This window comes from Micromonospora sp. ANENR4 (genome assembly GCF_015354395.1).
Classification (GTDB): domain Bacteria; phylum Actinomycetota; class Actinomycetes; order Mycobacteriales; family Micromonosporaceae; genus Micromonospora; species Micromonospora aurantiaca.
This window is the reverse complement of the sequence record NZ_JADKYQ010000005.1, coordinates 54,627-74,577: the sequence shown is the minus strand read 5'-3', so window position 1 is coordinate 74,577 and position 19,951 is coordinate 54,627. Positions and strand designations below refer to the sequence as shown.

Genomic DNA, 19,951 nt, shown 5'->3' with positions numbered 1-19,951 from the left:
CGGTCAGGACTCGTCCATGCCGCGCAGGACCAGCGGCACGCGGGTCGCGCCACCGGTGACCACCCGGACCGGCACCCCCCAGTCCTGCCGCGTCAGGTGGCAGGCCGCGTGCTCCACGTCGGCGTCGCAGGTCGCCGCCTGGGCGGTCACCTGGAGCACCCCCTGCGCCACGTCGCCGCTCACCACCAGCCTGCGGGACAGGTCGGTGGTCGTGCCCGCGCCCTCGACCAGCAGCTCCGGCGGGGACGCCGAGACCACCAGCCGGGTCGACGGCCCGTACGTCTCGTCGAGCTTCTGCCCCGGCGCCGGCGTGAAGATCACGTCGAGCGTCAGCTCCCCGGCCGCCACGTCGGTGGGCTTGCGCTCCAGCCGGTGCCGGGGGCCGTCCACCGTGCTCGCGCCGGCCGAGGTCAGCGCGCCCGGCGCCAGCCGGGTCAGCCGGTGCGCGGCCGACTCGACCACCAGCACGTCGCCCTCACCGGTGAGCACCAGGTCGCTCGGCTCGGCCAGCCCGTCCGCCACGGTGCCCACCTGGCCGGTCTCCGGGTCGAAACGGCGCACCGCCCCGTTGTACGTGTCGGCGATCAGCACCGAACCGTCGGGCAGCGCGCACACGCCCAGCGGGTGCTGGAGCAACGCCTGGTCGGCCGGGCCGTCGACGTGCCCGAAGTCGAACAGGCCCTGACCGACGGCGGTGTGCATCTCGCCGCCGGAGACCCACCGGATCGCGCTGGTCTCGCTGTCGGCCACCCAGAGGCGGGTGCCGTCGGCCGAGACCGACAACCCGGACGGCTGGGCCATCCACACGTCCGGCAGCGGGCCGTCGCGCAGCGCCTCGACAGTGGTCCCGGCGTACATGCCGGCGGTCCGCTTCATCGGGTCGAACCACCAGAGCTGGTGGATGCCGGCCATCGCCACGATCACCCGGTCGTCGTACCAGGCCACGTCCCAGGGGGAGGACAGGTCGACGGCACGGGCGTCGTGCGCGTGGTCGTCGACTGTCGAGCGCCACTGCCGCCCGGTGCCGGCCACGGTGACCACCTCGCCGGAGGACAGCCGTACGCCGCGCAGCAGGTGGTTGACCGTGTCCGCGACGACCACGTCGTAACCGGCCACCTCGGCCACGTGCGGCGGCAGCAGGCAGAGCCCTTGCGGCTCGGCGAACGTGGCGGCGGAGGCTGGGCCGTCCGTACGACCCCGGGAACCGGCGCCGATGCGGCGGACCACCGTCTCGCCGTCGGCGGCCAGCTCGACCAGTGAGTGCCGGGCCGAGTCGCTGACCAGCAGGTTCCCGCCGTCGAGCGGCAGCGCCTTGCCGGGGAACCGCAGCACCGTGTCCGGCTCGGCCGGCGGCACGTACGGGCCCTCGCCCCGGTGCAGCGTGCCCTTCGCCTCGTGGCCGGCGATCAACTCGTCGATCAGCCGGGCCAGCCCTTCGGCGTGCCCCTCGCCGGCCATGGTGGCGACCACGTAGCCCTCGGGGTCGACCACGGCGAGCGTCGGCCACGCCTTGGCCGCGTACTGCTGCCACATGTCCATCTCGGCGTCGTCGAGCACCGGGTGGTGCACGCCGTACCGCTCGACGGCCGCGGCCAGCGCCGCCGGGTCCTTCTCGTGCTCGAACTTCGGCGAGTGCACGCCGATCACGACCAGGACGTCGCCGTACTTGTCTTCGAGCGGGCGCAACTCGTCGAGCACGTGCAGGCAGTTGATGCAGCAGAACGTCCAAAAATCTAGGATGACGCAACGACCTCGGAGGTGCCGCAATGTCAGGTTTCGTCCGCCTGTGTTGAGCCAAGCGCGACCGCGAAGCTCGGGAGCTCGTACCCGTGGTGCAGAGGTCATGCGGCCAAGCCTGCCACGCCGCTAACGACGCCGTCAGAGGCCCTAGCAACGCCAAACGGCCCCAGCTCCAGCTGGACTAGTTACCGGGCCGAACAGGCGCGGGATGGGGTCCTACGGGGGTCACGCGCAGCGGCGGCTCGTCGGGACGGGCCGGACATGCCGAGGACGCTAGGGCCCTGGCGGGACTAGATGCAAGCGTCTTTCAGGACTTACAGGAGTCGAGCAGGACGATCTTGCCGCGCAGGTCGGCCAGCATGACGGCCTTGCCGCCGGTGTTCAGCACACCGATACGGCGCGGAGCGCCCACCCCGGCGAGGGGTGGGCGCTCCGCGTACGTGTGGTTACTGGCCGGCGGGCTTCAGGCAGAGGATCCGGGTGGTCCCGCCGCCCTCGACCGAGACCGAGGGCTGCGACAGATCGGCGCACTTGTCCTTGTTGTCCACCTTCGACACCACGCTGAACGCGCCCGGCTCGCCGCAGTCGGCGGCCACGGCGCTCGTGCCGGACTGCTTCACGCAGGAGCCGACGGCCGGGTCGAAGCCCGCCGACTTGTCGCCGCCGACCTTGCCGAGCAGCGTGAGCAGACCCAGCGGTACGGCGAGGATGAGCACCGCCGCGATCAGCACGGCGGCGAGCACCCGGCCGTTGCGCACCTTCGGCGGGGGCGCCTCGGTCTGCGACTCGGTGGCATCCGGCTTGAACGCGTCGAAGCGGCCCTGCTCCGGCTCGGTGCCGGGCCCGTCCTGCGCCCACGCCGGCGGGGCCTGCTGGGGCGGCGGGAAGGCGTTCGGACCCGCCGGGCCCTGGCCGGGCACCGCGACCGAGGCGCGTCCCCCGGCGGACGGGCCGAACCGGTCCGGCTCGCCGAACGGCTCGGGCCGGCCGGCCGGGCTGCCGAACGCCGCCTGCTGCCCACCCGGACCGCCGAACGGGTCGGGCTGACCGCCCGGGTTGCCGAACGGATCCTGGTGCCCGCCGGGGCTGCCGAACGACTCCTGCTGACCCCCGGGGCCGAACGGGTCCGGCCGGCCACCCGGGCCGCCGAACGCGTCCTGGCCGCCGGGAGCGCCGTACGGGCTCTGCGGGCCGCCGAACGGGTCACGGGAGGCGTCGGGCTGCTCGCCGCCCGGGTGCACGCCGTTTGCCGGGCGGGTGTTGCCGGGCGGGTCCACGAAGGACGGCACACCGACCGGGAACGACGGCGGCGCGGCCGGCGAGGAGGGTGCTCCGGCGTACCCGTGCGGGCCGTCGGTGTCCTCGGATCGCGACTGCGGGCCGGGGAAGCCGTTGCCGTGCGGCCCGTCCTGGCCGGGGAACCCGGACTCGTCCTGCTCGGGGGCGTCCTCGGGCTCCGGGCGGGCGGGCCGCCCGTACACGCGGGGCTGCGGCGTGGGGCCGCCGGTCGGCAGCGGCTGGTCGGACGGCGGGGTGACCCGGCTGGCCACCGGCACCGATGCGCTCGCCGAGACCGGGCCGCCCTCCGGGGAGGTACGCGGGCCGGGAACGGCGGGCGACTGCGGCTCCTCCGGGCGGGACGCGTTCCAGCCGCCGTCGCCGCGCTCCGGCTCGTACCCCTGGGGTTCGGGGCCCGGGTGGTCGGCGGGCGACGACGCGGCCAGCGCGGCGCCCGGCACTCGCTGCTGCTGTGCCGGCAGCGGCACCGCGTTGCCGGGCGAGATGCCCGGCGCGGGCGCGGGCTGGTAGGCCGGGGCGGAGTCCTCGGACCGGCCCCACGCCTCGGCCTGCGGCCACGGCTCGGGCGACGGTGCGGCCGGACGCTCGTCCTGGTTGCCGCCCCAGCCGGCGGGCGCGTCGGACGACGGCACGGACACGCTCGCGCGGGCCTCGACCGGCGCGGCGGCACCCCAGGCGGGTTGCGCCTGCTCGTCCGACGGCCGCGCGGGTTCGCGCTGCTGCGGTACGGCGGCGCCGTCACCCCAGCCGCCGGACTGCCGGCCCTGGTTCGGCTCCCAACCGCCCGGCTGTGCCGCCTCGGCGGGGTTCGCGGCGCGCCCGGCGGCCCAGCCGCCCGAGCGGTCCGGGTCCTCGGTGCGGGCCGGCTCGTCCCAGCCGCCGGACCGGTTCTCGGCCTGCGGGGCGGGCCAGCCACCGGAGCGCTGTCCCTCGTCGTGCTGGGGTCCACCGGTCGCGCGCCAGCCGCCGCTGTCCTCGGCCGAGCGGTTGTCCTGATCGGACTGCTCCGGAGTGGACCAGGCGTTGTCCGGCCGGGTGGCGCCGGGCACCGAGACCGCTGCGGCGGCCCGGGCGGGGGGGTCGGCCGGCGGCCAGGTGGCGCCGGTCTGCTGACCCGGTGCCCAGGCAGGCTGGCTCTCCCGCGGGTTCCAGCCGCCCGAGCGGTTCGGGTCGTCGGACGCGGCGGGCTGCTCGTCGCGTGGGGCCCAGCCGCCGGAGCGGTTCGGGTCGTCCTGCTGCTGCTGCGCGGCGGCCCAGCCACCGGCGCGACCGGAGGCGTCCTCGTGCTGCCCGCCGGTGGGCGCGAAGCCGCCGGAGCGGTTCGGGTCGTCCGCGGGGGCGGGCGTGACCCAGGTCTCGTTCGGCACGGTGGCCGGGGCGGGCACGTAACCGGTGCCGCGGGCGGCCGGGTCACCGGAGGGCGACCAGCCCTGCTGCTGCTCGCCGGCGTTCCACCCCTGACGGTTCTGCTCGGCGGCGGCCCAGGGGGCCTGCGACGGCTCGGCCGGGCTGCCCGGCGGCGTGGCGGACCAGGCGGGCGGCGCCTGCTCGGCGCCGCGATCAGGGCCGGGCTGCTCCTGGTTGCCCCAGGCGGGGCCACCGGAACCGGACCAGGCGGGGCTGCCCTGGTCGTTGCCGCCCCAGGCGGGCTGCGGGACCTGGGCGGTCGCCCGCCCGGTCACCGGTTGCCCGGCGGGCGGGGCCCACGCGGGTGGCTGGTCGTCGTTCGCGGCCCAGGCCGGGGCCGGCTGCGCGGGCCGACCGGCCGGCGGGGGCGGTGCCCAGCCGAGGTCGGGTGCGCCGTTGTACCCGTTGTCCTGCTGCGCCGGCTGATCGCCGTACGGCACCGGTCCGCCGGTGCCCGGCGACACCTCGCCCGGCTCCTGGCCGGGGCGGTGCGGAGCCTCGGACGTCATGGGTGCGCCTCCTCCATCACAGGTCGGCCGCCGATGCCGGTCGGGAGAACCGTCGGCACGACTACCGGCGTCGCCGGCGGGTACCGGCCGTGCGGGCTCCCCGCACCGTATCCGGTGGTCGCCCGAGGCCGCTCGGGGGAGCATCAGCGGTCACCGAAAGTCACCGGACGACGTCGATGGGTTTCGCTGTCTCGTATCCGTCCGGAGTCAGCCGGTTGGCGACCGTGCCAACCGTACCGGGCGGTGAAGCGAGGTGGAATCCCGGTGCCGACCGATACCGGTACGCCGAAGACCCGCCCGGAGTCGGGCGGGTCTTCGGACTGGAGGAGGTGAGAAAGGTCTGTGGCGTCAGCTCATGTGACGCTGGGCGATGGCGAGAAGCTCCTCGCGGACCGCGGGCGAGTTGGCGGAACGCAGCGCGTGCTCGATGGCGCGGGCGCGGCGGTTGGCGTCGCGGCGGGTGCGGATTCGCTCGATCATGCTCATCTTGGGTCTCTCCTCCTGGCTATTCGGTTGTCAGCCCCTTGATGTCTCTATTTAAGCGCACTGGGCCCGTCATCGCCATCGATTATTAGGTGAGCTGAACCACGCACCTACGGATCGTAGGTCCACCCGCCCCTTAATCCTATGATTCCGTTCCCAAAACGGTTACGGCCGGTGTGCCGGGCGTTCACCCTCGGCACACCGGCCGTGACCGGAGCGGTGGTTCGTCAGGTCCAGGCGAGCAGCGCCGCCTCCGGGTCGGCCAGGAAGTCCCCGATGTCGCGGAGGAACTTCGAGCCCAGCTCACCGTCGATGATCCGGTGGTCGAAGGAGAGGCCGAGTGTGGTCACCAGGCGCGGCTTCACCTTGCCCTTGTGCACCCAGGGCTGCTCCCGTACCGCGCCGAAGGCGAGGATCGCCGACTCGCCCGGGGGCAGGATCGGCGTACCGGTGTCGACGCCGAAGACGCCCACGTTGGTGATGGTGAGCGTGCCGCCGGACATGTCCGCCGGGGACGTCTTGCCCGACTTCGCGGTCTGTACCAGTTCCGTCATCGCGTCCGCCAGCTCGCGCAGCGAGAGCCGCCCGGCGTCCTTGATGTTCGGCACGATCAGGCCGCGCTCGGTGGCCGCCGCGATGCCGAGGTTGACGTACTCCTTCACCACGATCTCGTCACCGGCCCAGGTCGAGTTGACCATCGGGTGCCGCTTGACCGCCAGGAGCACCGCCTTGGCGACCAGCAGCAGCGGCGAGACGCGTACGTCCCGCCACTCGCGCCGCTCGCGCAGCCGGTCCAGCGCCTTCATCGCCCGGGTCACGTCGACGGTCAGGAACTCCGTCACGTGCGGGGCGGTGAACGCCGAGCGGGCCATGTTCTCCGCGGTGAGCTTGCGTACCCCCTTGACCGGGATGCGCTGCTCGCGGTCCGCGCCGAAGCTCGCGGCCGACGCGGCCGGTGCCGCGACCGTCTGCGGTTCGGCCGCCGCCGGGGTCGCGCTCGCCGCCCGCTGCACGTCCTCACGGGTGATCGAGCCGAGCGGACCCGAGCCGGTGAGCGTGGCCAGGTCGATGCCGAGATCCTTCGCCAGCTTGCGGACCGGCGGCTTGGCCAGCACCGGACCGGTGACCCGGCCGTTGCCGTTGACCGCCGACGCCGGAGCGGGTGCCACCGGCGCGGGAGCGACAGGCGCGGGCGCCACCGGGGCGGCGGCCTGAGCCGGTGCCGGCGCGTCGCCCTTGCGCGGGCGGCGCTTGGCCGGGGCGTTGCGCGGGCCGTAGCCGACCAGCACGGCGGTGCGCCCACCCGGGGCCACACCACCGATCAGGCCCGGCTCGACCATGCCCTCGGCCGGCGCGACCTGGACCGCGGCGAGCGACGCGGCAGACGGTGCGGGCAGGTCCGACGCGGGGGTCGCGGTCGTCGACTCCTCGATCGGCCCGGCGTTCGGGTCGGTATCGATCGCGATGATCGGCACGCCGACCTCGACCGTGGACCCCTCCGGGTGGAAGATCGCCTGCACCCGGCCGGCCCACTTCGCCGGGATCTCGACCGCCGCCTTGGCGGTCTCCACCTCGACGATCGGCTGGTTCAGCTCGATGTCATCGCCGACCTTGACCAGCCAGGCGAGGATCTCGCCCTCGGTCAGGCCCTCGCCCAGGTCGGGAAGGTTGAACTCCTTGATCCGGGACATGCCGCTCACCAGCCGAACGTGCGGTCGACGGCGTCGAGCACCCGGTCCAGGTCGGGCAGGTACTCCTCCTCCACCCGGGCGGCCGGGTAGGGGGTGTCGAAGCCGGTCACCCGCAGCACCGGAGACTCCAGGGAGTAGAAGCACTCCTCGGTGATCCGGGCCGCGATCTCCGACCCGAGACCCAGGTTGCCCGGGGCCTCGTGCACTACTACGCAGCGGCCGGTGCGCCGTACCGACTCGTACGCGGCGGTCAGGTCCAGCGGCGAGATCGTGCGCAGGTCGATGACCTCCAGCTCGCGGCCGTCCTCGGCGGCGGCGGTGGCCGCGTCGAGCGCGGTGCGGACCATCGGGCCGTACGCCAGCACCGTCGCGTCGGTGCCGGGCCGCGCGACCCGGGCCGAGTGCAGCGGGTACGCGTCGGCGATCGGCGCGTCCAGGTCCACCGGACCCTTCTCCCAGTAGCGCCGCTTCGGCTCCAGGAACACGATCGGGTCGTCCGACGCGATCGCCTGCTGGATCATCACGTACGCGTCCTGCGGGTTCGCGCAGCTCACCACCTTGAGACCGGCGGTGTGCGCGAAGTACGCCTCGGGCGACTCGGAGTGGTGCTCGACCGCCCCGATGCCGCCGCCGAACGGGATGCGGATGACCATCGGGATCCGCACCTTGCCCTGCGAGCGGTAGTGCATCTTCGCCACCTGCGACACGATCTGGTCGTACGCGGGGTAGACGAAGCCGTCGAACTGGATCTCGCAGACCGGCCGGAAGCCGCGGATGGCCAGGCCGACGGCGGTGCCGATGATGCCGGACTCGGCCAGCGGGGTGTCGATCACGCGCTGGTCGCCGAAGTCCTTCTGGAGACCGTCGGTGATCCGGAACACGCCGCCGAGCTTGCCGACGTCCTCGCCCATGATGACGACCTTGGGGTCGTTCTCCAGGGCCCGCTGCAGGCCGGTGTTCAGCGCCTTGCCGAGGGTGAGCGTCTCCGTGGCCATCAGTGCGCGCTCCCCTCGAAGGACTCCATGTACTGCGTGAACCGGGCCCGCTGCTCGTCCAGTTCGGGAGAGCCGTTGGGGTAGACGTGGTCGAACATGGTCACCGGCTGCGGGTCGGGCATGGCGAGCACGCGCTCGCGCAGGTGCACCGACTCGGTGCGGGCCTGCTCGTCGACAGCGGTGAAGAACGACTCGTCGGCGATCTTCTGCTTGGTCAGGAACGCCTTCATCCGGGCGATCGGGTCCTTCGCCTGCCACGCCTCGACCTCGCTGGCGATGCGGTAGCGGGTCGGGTCGTCGGAGGTGGTGTGCGCGCCCATCCGGTAGGTGTACGCCTCGATCAGGCTCGGGCCCTGGCCGTTGCGCGCGTTGTCCAGCGCGTGCCGGGTCACCGCGTACGACGCGAGCACGTCGTTGCCGTCCACCCGGACACCGGGGAAGCCGAACCCGCCGGCCCGCCGGTACAGCGGCACGCGGGTCTGCCGCTCCAGCGGCTCGGAGATGGCGTACTGGTTGTTCTGGCAGAAGAACACCAGCGGGGCGTTGAAGACGCTGGCCCAGACGAACGACTCGTTGACGTCGCCCTGGCTGGTGGCGCCGTCGCCGAAGTAGGCGATGACCGCCTCGCCGTCCTCGCCGCCGGTCTTGCCGTCCATGGCGACACCCATTGCGTACCCGGTCGCGTGCAGGGTCTGCGCCCCGATCACGATCGTGTACATGTTGAACTTGAACTCGTTCGGGTCCCAGCCGCCCTGGTCGACGCCGCGGAACAGGCCCAGCGGCATGATCGGGTCGATGCCGCGGCAGTAGAGCACGCCGTGCTCGCGGTAGGTCGGGAAGGCCATGTCCTGCGTACGCAGTGCCCGGCCGGAGCCGACCTGCGCGGCCTCCTGGCCCAGCAGACTGGCCCAGAGTCCCAGCTCGCCCTGGCGCTGCAGAGCGGTGGCCTCGGCGTCCAGCTTGCGGACCAGCACGAGGTCGCGGTACAGCCCGCGGTACTCCTCGTCGGTGAAGTCGACGCGATACTCGGTCCCGTCCGGGCCGAGCGCGCTCTCGATCCGCTCACCCTCGGGGGTCAGCAGTTGTACGAGTTCCGGTTCACCGGTCGCGGCGGCGCGTCTGGTTCGGGGTGCGGCCCGCTTGCTGCGGGTGGCGGCCCCGGGGTCGCCCTTTGCCATCCGTCTCTCCCTGTCTGTCTGCGCCGGCGCCGGGGGTTACCCGAGCCGAGCACCTCGTGCGCCCGCCCGGCTGGTGCCGGGTCGGTCCCTGGCGACCGCGCCTGACCCCGGTAGGGGTTGCCGCGCGGCGTGAGCCGGAGTCGGTCGGGGACAGACCCAGGCCCGGGAGCGCCGGCACCGTTCCGCACCAGCCGCGGGGTACGCGGAGGTGGCGGCTGCGTTGCCGTCGTGTCTGAATGATTGCAGAGGAGGTGAGCGGGCCCACAGTATGGCCTCCCTCGCCGGTGAGGTTCGATCGGGTTCACGACGGATAAGCGCTTTGTCCGCAGTGGTGGATGCGGCCGACGTACAAAATGTGTGTCGACACGCGGTTGCGGCTGGTGAACTGAGCGTCACTGGGTCAAGCTTGCGGTGAGCTGTTGCGCGGCATTTGTCCGAATATCCGCGCGTGCTCTTCGTCCGTCCGTGCGTGAGGAGTGTGCCGGTGTCCGAACCAGAGGGTCCGCCCGGTACGCCCTTCCTCGGCCGGCACCGGGCACTGCCCGCCTCACCGTACCGCCGGGTCGTGGGCGCCCACCGCGCCACCGGGACCGGCGGTCCCAGCCGCGGCTACCTGCTCACCGTGGCGTTGCTCGCCGGCACCGCGTCGATGCCGATCCTCGCCGCGATCAGCACCGGATCCGCCACGGTCGGCAACAGCGCCCTCCCCGACACCAGCACCCCGTTCCTGCCGACCCCCTCGGTCGGCCCGGTGGTGATCCCGATGCCCCACGGCACCCAGGCCCCGGCGCCGTCCACGCCCACGCCCGCCGTCGGCGTGACCTCGGTGCCCCCGGCGCGGCCAGTGCTCCCGGCGGCGCCGGCCCTGCCCGACGACAGCGACCTCGGCTCCCGGCACCGGTCCCGCCCGGTCGCCGCGCCCCCGCCGCCGTCCACGCCGGTCCGGCCCACCCCGATCCGCCCGCCGCGCCCGTCGCCGGTGCCCTCACCGTCGCCGTCACACTCGCCGTCGCCGTCGCCGTCGCACTCGCCGTCGGACCCGGCCACGCCGACGCCCGAGCCGAGCCCGAGCCCCGAGCCGTCCGTCACGACCGCCGAGCCGACGCCCTCGGGAGGCTCGTCCGGCCCGTCCAGCCCATCGGATCCGTCAGGTCCCGCCGACCCGTCGAGTCCCGCCGAGCCGTCGGGTTCTGCTGCTCCGTCGGGTTCCGCTGATCCGTCGGGTCCTGCCGGGCCGTCCGCCACCTCTGTTCCGTCCGGCCCGTCGGTGTCCCACACCTCATGATCGACACCACTCCGGCGTAGTGGTGTGGTCCCGCCTGGCCCGATGCAGCCACTTCGCCGAGGTGGTGTGGATCAACGAGGGGTGAGGTGATTGGGGGCTGGCGCCGGCATGATCGACACCAGTACGGCGTGGTGGTGTGGTCACGAGCGGCTTGATACGGCCACCTCGCCGGAATGGTGTGGATCAACGAGGTTCGGGGGAAGCCCCGCGTGTCGGGCGGGGTGGTCCCGATGCGCGCGGGTCGCATGATCGACACCACTTCGCCGTGCTGGTGTGGTTCCGACCGGCTCGATGCAGCCACCTCGGCGAGGTGGTGTGGATCAGCGAGGGCAGGGCCGAGGCCATCGGGTCGGTCACCCGCATGATCGACACCAGTACGGCGTGGTGGTGTGGTTCCGGGCGGTCTGATGCCGCCACCTCGCCGACGTGGTGCCGATCATGCGAACGGGAATGCCTAGGCCGGGTCGTCAGTGAGGCGGTGGCGGTTCGCCTCGATCCAGGCGTTCAGCGCCTCCGGGTCGTCCGGGTCCACCCCGTCCGCCATGAGCTGCGCCACCGCCGCGGTGGCCGGGCTGCGCCGCTCACCGGTGCTGTAGAGCCGGGCGAACTCCGGGACCATCTCGGTGATCGCCTCGTCCGTCCGGGCCGCCGCCGACTGCGACAGCCCGCGCTGCCGGGCCGCGTACGCCGCCCAGGCGCGCAGCACCCGGGGCAGCATCGCCGCGTCGTCCATGTCCAGCACGGCCCGGCGGTGCACCCAGTCGAGCAGGAACAGCTCGGCCACCATCGGGCTCCACCGCATCGGGTCGGCATCCGGGAAGCTGGCCGCGTGGTCGAGCAGCAGGCCGAGGCAGAAGTGCAGCGAGGCCAGCTCGCCGTCGGCCACCTCGGGCAGCCCGAACCGGGTCGCCTCGGGTGAGTCGAGGAAGGCACGCACCAGGCGGGTGCGCTCCTCGTCGGTGGGCGCCGGCATCACGGCCGGACCGGCCGGCGGCGTCGGCCCCGGGAGCGCGGCCAGCCGGGCGCCCACGAGCGCCCGGTCGGTGGCCAGCGAGCCCTGTGCGGGCAGCTCGGTGAGGTCGTCGGTGACCGCCAGGTGGCGGCTCACCTCGGCGTGCATCCGGGCCGGGTCCTCGGTGCGGAACCAGGTGAACTCGTCCTCGGTGCAGATCTCCCGGGCCTGCTCGACGATCCGTCCGGCCGGGCCGCCGACGAAGACGTCCTTGGTGATGCCGATGTTGTGGTCGACGAGGGCGACCAGGGCGTGCTCCGGGCCGCCCTCCTCCTCGTCGTCGTACGCGAACGTGGCGAGGTAGGAGGTCTGGTCGCCGTACACGTCGCCGTACGCCCAGGCGCCGGTGACGCGCACCCGGCCGAGCTGGCCGGCCCACGACGGGGCGTACGCCCCGGGCCGGACCCGGGCGGCGCCGTCGGCGTCGGGCACCAGCGCGGCGAAGACGGCCCGCAGTGTGGTCGCGGCGGCACTGCGGCGCCGGGACGTGGCGGCGAGGAAGCCGCTGACGAACTCGCGGACGGCCTGCTCCCGGTCGTGCTCCGCGACGGCGTAGACGCTGCCCAGCAACGCGGCGCCGAGCATCTCCGCGTCCAGGGCCGAGTCGAGCCTCGTCACGTCGCGCGCGGCGTGCAGCACCGCGTCGTAGGGGGTCTGTGGCGTGGCCATGCATCGACCCTACGCCGCACCGGCCGCCCCCACACCGGTCAGCACGCCGGGTTCAGCGCCGTCCCGCCTCGCGCAGCGCGTCCCGGGCCGTGCCGTAGCGCGCCAGCACCGCCCAGACCGGGTCCAGCACGTACTTCTCGGAAACGCTGCCCACCGACGTGAGCAGGCGTTGCTCGGCCCGCGCCCGGGCCCGCCGGGCCGCCCACCCGATGACCGGCCGGGTCAGCGCCGCGATCAGCAGCCCGGCCAGCAGGCCGCCGAGCAGCAGGACCGTGGGCCAGGGCACCACGCCGAGCGTCGGATGCTCCAGCGGCGGCAGGCCGAGCAGGCGCACCGCGTACCCGACGAGCAGCCAGACCAGGCCGGCCAGCGCGGCGAGGGTGACCACCCACTGGAGCGCGCCGACCACCCGCCACCAGGCGGGCCGCCGGTCCATGCCCAGGTCGGTCGCGGCGACCGCGTGGTCGAGCGCGCCCGGCAGGTCGGCCTGCCGGGCGCGGGCCGCGGCGGTCACCGCGGCCGGCCACGGCGCCGGCAGGCCGCTCGCGGACCGCTCGGCCACCGCGCGGATCGCCAGCATGACGGCGGAGCGCTGCGCGGCTGTCGGATCGGGTACGGAGGTGGCAGCGACCAGGCTCTCCGCCGGCGCGTCCGGGTCCCGCCCGGACAGGTGCAGCCGGCGCAGCGGATCCGGCCGCAGCTTGCGCCAGCTCCGCAGCAGCGGCCAGCCGGTGTTGCCGACCGCCCGGTGCCGGTACGCGCCCTCGACCGCCGCCGCCACTGTCGGCACCCCGGCCGCCCCGGCGAGTGCCCGGGTCAGCTCCTGCGCCGAGGCGTCACCGGGCCGGGTGCGCGGCGGTTCCGGCCCCACGAGCGGTTCGAGATCGGCCACCACGGCGTCCACGTCGCCGGAGAGCCGGCGCAGCGCGGCCTGCCGTTCGGCGACCGTACGCTCCAGCTCGGTCCGCAGCCCTTCCAGCCCGTTCGGGTCCACCGCGACGGTCGGCAGCAGCGGCACCCCGCCCAGCCCGTCGGCGTCGAGCAGCCGGCGCAGGTCGTCGAGGACCTTCGGCAGCTCGGTCGGGTGCAGCCGGTCGGCCTGGTTGAGCACCACGACGGTGACGTCCTTGTGCCTGTGGAACTCGCGCAGGTAGCTGGTGTGGATCACGCGGTCGGCGTACTTCTGCGGGTCGACCACCCAGACCACCAGGTCGACCAGGCCGAGCAGGCGGTCCACCTCCAGCCGGTGGCCGTGCTGCACCGAGTCGAAGTCGGGCAGGTCGAGCAGGACCAGGCCGTGCAGCCCGGACTCGTCGTCGGCGTCCAGCGGGCTTTCCCGGACGAACCGGTGCCGGGGCAGCACGCCGATCCAGTCGAGCAGCCGGACCGCGCCGTCGAGCGGACCCCATACGCAGGCGTGCGCGACTCCCGTCGTGGGCCGGCGTACGCCCACCGGCGAGAGGTCCAGCCGCGCCAGCGAGTTGAACAGGCTCGACTTGCCGCTGCCGGTCGCGCCGGCGAGCGCGACCACGGTGTGGCGGCCGGAGAGCGCGAGCCGGTCACCGGCGCGTTCGACCACCGTGTGCGCGGCGACGAGCTGGGCGTCGGGCACGTGGCCGTCCACCGCGCCGAGGAACCGCTGGATCGCCTGGAGACGCTCGATCAGCACGTCCGGGTCGACCCGCTGCTCGCCGCGCAGCGCGTCACGCATCCGTCCGACGACGTTGCTCACGGGCGACCGTCCTGCTCGATGTTCGGGAACAGGCCGCTGCGGTGCCGGGCCCGCTCGACCTCGACGGCGGCCCAGCGCAGCGCCGCACCGGCGTTGGCGGCGGGGCGCTCGGCCTCGGTGCGGCTCAGGTAGCGCTCGGCCTCCTCGGCCAGCAGCTTGCCGACCCGGTCGAGCAGGTCGACGCGGGCCTTGCGGGCCAGGTTGCGGACCGCCTGGTCGCCGAAGATCGCCTGGAGCACCGTCTGCCCGGCCACCGCCGTACCGGTGCCCGCGGCGACCTCCAGGCCGGTCGGGATGAACGCGGTGGAGGCGAACACGCCGATCATGACGGCGAGGCCGGTGGCGTTCACCGCGTACGCGGCCGTGCGGGCCACGAACCGCCGGTCGCCGCCCTCGACCCGGACCAGCTCCAGCACGCCGCGCTGCCAGTCGCGGACCAGCTGCTCGGCCCGCTCCGGCAGGTCGGCCGAGGGATGGGCCAGGTCCGGCTCCAGCAGCGCCGCACCCGCCGGGTGCGCCTTCCAACCGGTGTACGCGTTCTCCGCCGCCTCGGCCGCCACCCCGCGCAGCAGCGTGACGAGCTGGGACTCGATCGCGGTACGCAGTTCCGCGGCCGGCGCGGGCCGCCCGGTGACCGCCGCGACCACCCGGTCGCGCAGCCGCCCGATGCGGGCCTCCAGCCCGCGGAAGAAGTCGCCGGTGCCGATGAACTCCTGCCAGCGGGCAAGCACCTCACCGCGCAGCAGCCGGCCGTCCCTGAGCCCCTGGTCGACGCTGCGCTCCGCGCTCCGGTACGCGGCCTGGACCCGCTCGTCCAGCGCGTCGGCGGCGCTCACCTGCTCGTCGGCGGCCTCGGCCAGCGCCTCCACCACCGGGTGCAGCGCGGCCAGCGCACCGTCGAGCGTCTGCCGGACCACCGCGGCGCGGGCCTCGGCGTCGGCGGCGAGCCGGGCGAACCAGTCGCTCAGCGGCGCGGTGATCCGGTCCGGCAGCAGGCCCTGCCCGTCCACCCAGGTCTCCGGCAGCACGAACAGCGGGGAGGCGCCCAGCTCCTGCTCGGCGAGCATCTCGGACAGGTGGGCGGCGACCTCGTCGGCTGCCTCCGGGGGGACCCGGTCCAGCACCATCGCCACTGCGGTGCCCCGGGCCCGGGCGCTGCGCAGTAGTTCCCAGGGGACGGCGTCGGCGTACCGGGCGGCGGTGGTGACGAACAGCCAGAGGTCGGCGGCGGCGAGCAGCTGACCGGCGAGCGCCCGGTTGGCGTCGACCACCGAGTCGATGTCGGGCGCGTCGAGGAAGGCCAGGCCGGGCGGCAGCGCCGGCGCGGTGACCAGGTGCAGGGTGCCCGGCTGCTCGCTGGGCTCGGTGGTCCGGGTCAGGCCGGGCAGCAGCTCGCCCTGCCGGAACCAGGCCGCGTCGGTCGGGCTGCACACCAGCACCGGGGAGCGGGTGGTGGGGCGGAGCACGCCCGCCGCGCTGACCCGAGCCTGGACCAGGCTGTTGACGAGCGTCGACTTGCCGGCGCCGGTGGAGCCGCCGACGACCACCAGGAGCGGGGCGTCGAGCCGGGCCAGCCGGGGCAGCAGGTAGTCGTCGAGCTGGTCGGTGAGGCTGGTGGCGGCGTGCCGGGCCGGCTCGGCCGAGGGAAGGGTGAGCGGGAAGCGGGCCGCGTCGATCGCCGCGCGCAGGCCGGTGAGCGCGGCGGGCAGGCCGTCGGCGGCGTGAGCAGGCTGATCGTCGCCCGTGGTGGGCCCGGTGCGGGCTGCGACGGCGGGCGCGCCGGCACGGGTGGCGGAATCGCCATGCGTCGTCACCGCTAAAGCGTGCCCGACCGACGCAAGGTAAGACAACCGGACAGTAGTAACGGTCGGGTTGCGCCGGGTCGGCTCAACCCCGACTTGCGGATTGGCGATCGCGTGGCACTATTGAGTCAAGTTCACTCAACTTGTGGTGCGGTCGCTTCCCGGCGACCCGCCGGGCAGGCCGTCTGACCTGCTCACCCGTTACGAAGCGAGGAAGCGAACATGGCACGTGCGGTCGGCATCGACCTCGGCACGACGAACTCCTGCGTCAGCGTTCTCGAGGGCGGTGAGCCCACCGTCATCGCCAACGCCGAGGGCTCGCGTACGACTCCCTCGATCGTCGCGTTCGCCCGCAACGGCGAGGTGCTCGTCGGTGAGGTCGCCAAGCGCCAGGCGGTGACCAACCCCGACCGGACCATCCGGTCGGTCAAGCGTGAGATCGGCACCAACTGGACCGTCGACATCGACGGCAAGAAGTACACCCCGCAGGAGATCTCGGCGCGCACGCTGATGAAGCTCAAGCGGGACGCCGAGGCGTACCTGGGCGAGCAGATCACCGACGCGGTGATCACCGTCCCGGCCTACTTCAACGACGGGCAGCGCCAGGCCACCAAGGAGGCCGGTGAGATCGCCGGCTTCAACGTGCTGCGGATCGTGAACGAGCCGACCGCGGCGGCCCTGGCGTACGGCCTGGACAAGGGCTCCAAGGAGCAGACCGTCCTGGTCTTCGACCTCGGTGGCGGCACCTTCGACGTGTCGCTGCTGGAGCTGGCCGAGGGCGTGGTGGAGGTCAAGTCCACCAGCGGTGACAACCAGCTCGGTGGTGACGACTGGGACCAGCGGATCATCGACCACCTGGTGAAGACGTTCCGCGGTGAGCACGGCATCGACCTCTCGCAGGACAAGATGGCCATGCAGCGGCTCAAGGAGGCCGCCGAGAAGGCCAAGATCGAGCTGTCCGCCGCCACCACCAGCAACATCAACCTGCCGTACATCACCGCCGGTTCGGCCGGCCCGCTGCACCTGGACGTGACGCTCAGCCGCGCCGAGTTCCAGCGCATGACGCAGGACCTGCTGGACCGCTGCAAGGGCCCGTTCGAGCAGGCCGTCAAGGACGCCGGCATCAAGATCTCCGACGTCGACCACGTCATCCTGGTCGGCGGCTCGACCCGGATGCCGGCCGTGACCGACCTGGTCAAGCAGCTCACCGGCCGCGACCCGAACAAGGGCGTCAACCCGGACGAGGTCGTCGCCGTCGGCGCCGCCCTCCAGGCGGGCGTGCTCAAGGGCGAGGTCAAGGACGTCCTGCTGCTCGACGTGACCCCGCTGAGCCTGGGCATCGAGACCAAGGGCGGCATCTTCACCAAGCTGATCGAGCGCAACACCACCATCCCGACCAAGCGCTCCGAGGTGTTCACCACCGCCGACGACAACCAGCCGTCGGTGCTGATCCAGGTGTTCCAGGGCGAGCGGGACATCGCCGCCTACAACAAGAAGCTCGGCACCTTCGAGCTGACCGGTCTCCCGCCGGCCCCGCGCGGCGTGCCCCAGATCGAGGTCACGTTCGACATCGACGCCAACGGCATCGTGAACGTGCACGCCAAGGACCTGGGCACCGGCAAGGAGCAGAAGATGACGATCACCGGCGGCTCCTCGCTGCCGAAGGACGACATCGAGCGGATGCGCCGGGACGCCGAGGAGCACGCCGACGAGGACAAGCGCCGCCGCGAGGAGGCCGAGACCCGCAACGTCGCCGAGGCGCTCCAGTGGCAGACCGAGAAGTTCCTCGCCGAGAGCGGCGACAAGCTGCCCGGCGAGAACCGCGACCAGCTCAACGAGGCGCTCGGCGAGCTGCGCAGCGCCCTCGGCGGGCAGGACATCGAGAAGATCAAGTCCGCGCACGAGAAGCTGGCGCAGGTCTCCCAGCAGGCGGGCTCGCTGCTCTACGCCCAGCAGCAGGAGGGCGAGCAGACCGCATCGGGTGCGGCCGGGCCGGGTGCCGGCGCGGGTGCGGCCGGTGGCCCGAAGGCCGGTGGCGACGACGACGTGGTCGACGCGGAGATCGTGGACGAGGACAAGAAGTGACATCCGGTCCCGGACACGATTCGCACCGCAGAGGGATGAGGTAACCGCATGACGGACAAGCCACGAGCGGCCGACCCGGGTGCCACCGGGTCGGCGCCGGGCGCCGGCAAGGACACCGGCGACGAACCCCGGGTCGTCATCCGCGACAAGCGCAAGCTCGGCAAGGTGACCGAGCAGCCGGCGAACGACGCCTCGGCGGCCGACGCGGCCGCCGACGCGCCCGCCGAAGGGCTGGTCGAGGAGGCCGAGGTCGTGGTCGACGAGATCGGCGGCGAGGCCGAGGTCAGCGGTCCGACCGTGGTCGACTCGCCCGCCGAGCCGAACGGCGGGCCCGGCACGGACACGCCGCTCGGCGCCGAGCTGGAGTCGCTCCGCACCGACCTGGAGGAGCTCACCCGGGACCTCCAGCGGGTGACTGCGGAGTACGCCAACTACCGCAAGCGGGTCGACCGGGACCGCAACCTGGTCCAGGAGCAGGCCACCGGGGCGGTGCTCACCGCGCTGCTGCCGATCCTCGACGACCTGGACCGGGCCCGCGAGCACGGCGACCTGGTGGGCCCGTTCGGCAGCGTGGCCGAGCAGCTCACCGGCGCGCTCGCGAAGTTCGGCCTGACCGCGTTCGGTGAGCAGGGTGACCCGTTCGACCCGACCCGGCACGAGGCGGTGGCGCACCAGACCTCCGCCGACGTGACGGAGCCGACCTGCGTACAGGTCATGCGCCGTGGTTACCAGCTCGGCGAGCGGCTGCTGCGGCCCGCCATGGTCGCGGTCGCGGACCCGGAGTAGTGCCGACCCGTGACGTCCCGCCCGCCCGCACCGGGCGGGCGGGGCGACCGGGGTTCGACCCGTGGAAGGGGGTGGACCGGTGAGTTCCAAGGACTGGATCGAGAAGGACTACTACGCCGCGTTGGGCGTGGACAAGTCCGCCTCCTCGGACGAGATCAAGAAGGCGTACCGCAAGTTGGCCCGGGAGTCGCACCCGGACCACAACCCCGGCGACACCGGTGCCGAGGAGCGGTTCAAGACCGTCTCCGAGGCGTACGCGGTGCTCGGCGACGAGAAGAAGCGCCGCGAGTACGACGAGATGCGCTCGCTGTTCGGCTCCGGCGCCTTCCGGCGCAGCGCCCGCGGCGCGGGCCAGCCGGGCGGCATGCCGTTCGACGTCTCCGACCTGTTCGGCGGTGGCGACAACCGGTTCAGCGGCGGCGGCTTCACCGACCTGTTCAGCTCGATCTTCTCCGGTGGCGGGGGCGGCGGAGGCCCGGCGCGTCCGCGCGGCCCGGCCCGCGGCCGGGACGTCGAGACCGAGGTGGCGCTCGACTTCGACGACGCGGTACGCGGCGTCACGCTGCCGCTGACGCTGCGCGCACCCGGCGTCTGCGACACCTGCCACGGCAACGGCGCGAAGCCCGGCACCCAGCCGGTGGCCTGCCCGGTCTGCCACGGCGCCGGGGTGACCACCCGCAACCAGGGGTCGTTCAGCTTCTCCGAGCCGTGCCGCAACTGCCAGGGCGTCGGCACGATCGTCGAGGAGAAGTGCCCGGAGTGCCACGGCACCGGCGGTGTCACCAAGACCCGCACGCTGAACGTGCGCTTCCCCGCCGGGGTGGCCGACGGGCAGCGGATCCGCCTGGCCGGCCGGGGCGAGCCCGGCGAGCGGGGCGGTCCGGCAGGCGACCTGTTCGTGCAGGTGAAGGTCCGCCCGGACGAGCTGTTCGGGCGCACCGGGGACGACCTGACCCTGACCGTCCCGATCACGTACGCCGAGGCGGTTCTCGGCACGGACCTGCGCGTGCCGACCCTGGACGGGACGGTGACCCTGCGGGTGCCACCGGGTACGCCCAGCGGGCGGGTGCTGCGCGCCCGCGGCAAGGGCGTCGTACGCAAGGACGGCCGCGCCGGTGACCTGCTGGTCACGCTCGACGTGGTGGTCCCGGCGAAGGTCTCGGACGAGGCGCGGGCGGCGCTGGAGACCTTCGCGGCGCAGACTCCGCCCGCCGCGCGGGAACATCTCGACGCGCGGGTACGTCGATTCAGTTGACGGCGGCACCGGAGGTGAGCGGG

13 protein-coding genes are annotated in these 19,951 nt (G+C 73.6%); 3 read left to right on the top strand and 10 right to left on the bottom strand.

Going from position 1 to position 19,951, the window contains the following annotated elements; translation table 11 throughout:
* Positions 1-3: 3 nt before the first annotated feature.
* The 10 genes from IRY44_RS10195 to IRY44_RS10150 all read right to left on the bottom strand — a co-directional run bounded on the left by IRY44_RS10195 (position 4) and on the right by IRY44_RS10150 (position 15,814).
* The gene (locus tag IRY44_RS10195; protein WP_194800196.1) at positions 4-1,845 is read right to left on the bottom strand and encodes an NHL domain-containing thioredoxin family protein; all 1,842 of its coding nucleotides are present in this window, start codon (positions 1,843-1,845) and stop codon (positions 4-6) included.
* Positions 1,846-2,186: 341 nt separating this feature from the next.
* Complete coding sequence (locus IRY44_RS10190) at positions 2,187-4,955, bottom strand: hypothetical protein (protein ID WP_194800195.1); 2,769 nt, start codon at positions 4,953-4,955, stop codon at positions 2,187-2,189.
* A 348-nt stretch (positions 4,956-5,303) separates the two neighbouring features.
* A complete protein-coding gene (locus IRY44_RS10185; protein WP_013283356.1) occupies positions 5,304-5,441 on the bottom strand; it encodes a hypothetical protein in 138 nt (45 codons plus the stop codon).
* Between the two features lie 224 nt (positions 5,442-5,665).
* The gene (locus IRY44_RS10180) at positions 5,666-7,129 is read right to left on the bottom strand and encodes a dihydrolipoamide acetyltransferase family protein (protein WP_194800424.1); all 1,464 of its coding nucleotides are present in this window, start codon (positions 7,127-7,129) and stop codon (positions 5,666-5,668) included.
* A 5-nt stretch (positions 7,130-7,134) separates the two neighbouring features.
* The gene (locus IRY44_RS10175; protein WP_194800194.1) at positions 7,135-8,124 is read right to left on the bottom strand and encodes an alpha-ketoacid dehydrogenase subunit beta; all 990 of its coding nucleotides are present in this window, start codon (positions 8,122-8,124) and stop codon (positions 7,135-7,137) included.
* Positions 8,124-9,302 carry a pyruvate dehydrogenase (acetyl-transferring) E1 component subunit alpha gene (pdhA, locus tag IRY44_RS10170; RefSeq protein ID WP_013473399.1) on the bottom strand — a complete coding sequence of 393 codons (1,179 nt, stop codon included), beginning with the start codon at positions 9,300-9,302 and terminating at the stop codon, positions 8,124-8,126. The genes IRY44_RS10175 and pdhA overlap by 1 nt, the downstream gene beginning before the upstream one ends.
* Positions 9,303-9,911: 609 nt before the next feature.
* The gene (locus tag IRY44_RS10165; RefSeq protein ID WP_228531849.1) at positions 9,912-10,391 is read right to left on the bottom strand and encodes a hypothetical protein; all 480 of its coding nucleotides are present in this window, start codon (positions 10,389-10,391) and stop codon (positions 9,912-9,914) included.
* 650 nt (positions 10,392-11,041) lie between these two features.
* Complete coding sequence (locus tag IRY44_RS10160; protein WP_194800193.1) at positions 11,042-12,268, bottom strand: hypothetical protein; 1,227 nt, start codon at positions 12,266-12,268, stop codon at positions 11,042-11,044.
* A 52-nt stretch (positions 12,269-12,320) separates the two neighbouring features.
* Positions 12,321-13,979 carry a GTPase gene (locus IRY44_RS10155; RefSeq protein ID WP_194800422.1) on the bottom strand — a complete coding sequence of 553 codons (1,659 nt, stop codon included), beginning with the start codon at positions 13,977-13,979 and terminating at the stop codon, positions 12,321-12,323.
* A 17-nt stretch (positions 13,980-13,996) separates the two neighbouring features.
* Positions 13,997-15,814 (bottom strand): ABC transporter, encoded by a 1,818-nt coding sequence (locus IRY44_RS10150; RefSeq protein ID WP_194800192.1) that lies wholly within the window; start codon positions 15,812-15,814, stop codon positions 13,997-13,999.
* 210 nt (positions 15,815-16,024) lie between these two features.
* On the opposite strand from IRY44_RS10150, the gene dnaK reads away from it, so the two are divergent.
* The 3 genes from dnaK to dnaJ all read left to right on the top strand — a co-directional run bounded on the left by dnaK (position 16,025) and on the right by dnaJ (position 19,928).
* Entirely contained in the window at positions 16,025-17,887 is a 1,863-nt protein-coding gene (gene dnaK / locus IRY44_RS10145; protein WP_194800191.1) for a molecular chaperone DnaK, read from the top strand.
* A 48-nt stretch (positions 17,888-17,935) separates the two neighbouring features.
* Positions 17,936-18,673, top strand: coding sequence for a nucleotide exchange factor GrpE (gene grpE, locus IRY44_RS10140; RefSeq protein ID WP_194800190.1), 738 nt, complete (start codon positions 17,936-17,938; stop codon positions 18,671-18,673).
* Between the two features lie 79 nt (positions 18,674-18,752).
* Complete coding sequence (gene dnaJ, locus IRY44_RS10135) at positions 18,753-19,928, top strand: molecular chaperone DnaJ (protein WP_194800189.1); 1,176 nt, start codon at positions 18,753-18,755, stop codon at positions 19,926-19,928.
* Positions 19,929-19,951 lie beyond the last annotated feature (23 nt).

What these genes read in the sequence shown, in the direction of transcription:
- dnaK (WP_194800191.1), top strand. Translation starts at nt 16,025, where the DNA reads ATGGCACGTGCGGTCGGCATCGACCTCGGCACGACGAACTCCTGCGTC.
- IRY44_RS10180 (WP_194800424.1), bottom strand. Translation starts at nt 7,129, where the DNA reads ATGTCCCGGATCAAGGAGTTCAACCTTCCCGACCTGGGCGAGGGCCTG.
- IRY44_RS10195 (WP_194800196.1), bottom strand. Translation starts at nt 1,845, where the DNA reads ATGACCTCTGCACCACGGGTACGAGCTCCCGAGCTTCGCGGTCGCGCT.
- IRY44_RS10160 (WP_194800193.1), bottom strand. Translation starts at nt 12,268, where the DNA reads ATGGCCACGCCACAGACCCCCTACGACGCGGTGCTGCACGCCGCGCGC.
- pdhA (WP_013473399.1), bottom strand. Translation starts at nt 9,302, where the DNA reads ATGGCAAAGGGCGACCCCGGGGCCGCCACCCGCAGCAAGCGGGCCGCA.
- grpE (WP_194800190.1), top strand. Translation starts at nt 17,936, where the DNA reads ATGACGGACAAGCCACGAGCGGCCGACCCGGGTGCCACCGGGTCGGCG.
- IRY44_RS10155 (WP_194800422.1), bottom strand. Translation starts at nt 13,979, where the DNA reads ATGCGTGACGCGCTGCGCGGCGAGCAGCGGGTCGACCCGGACGTGCTG.
- IRY44_RS10190 (WP_194800195.1), bottom strand. Translation starts at nt 4,955, where the DNA reads ATGACGTCCGAGGCTCCGCACCGCCCCGGCCAGGAGCCGGGCGAGGTG.
- IRY44_RS10185 (WP_013283356.1), bottom strand. Translation starts at nt 5,441, where the DNA reads ATGAGCATGATCGAGCGAATCCGCACCCGCCGCGACGCCAACCGCCGC.
- IRY44_RS10175 (WP_194800194.1), bottom strand. Translation starts at nt 8,124, where the DNA reads ATGGCCACGGAGACGCTCACCCTCGGCAAGGCGCTGAACACCGGCCTG.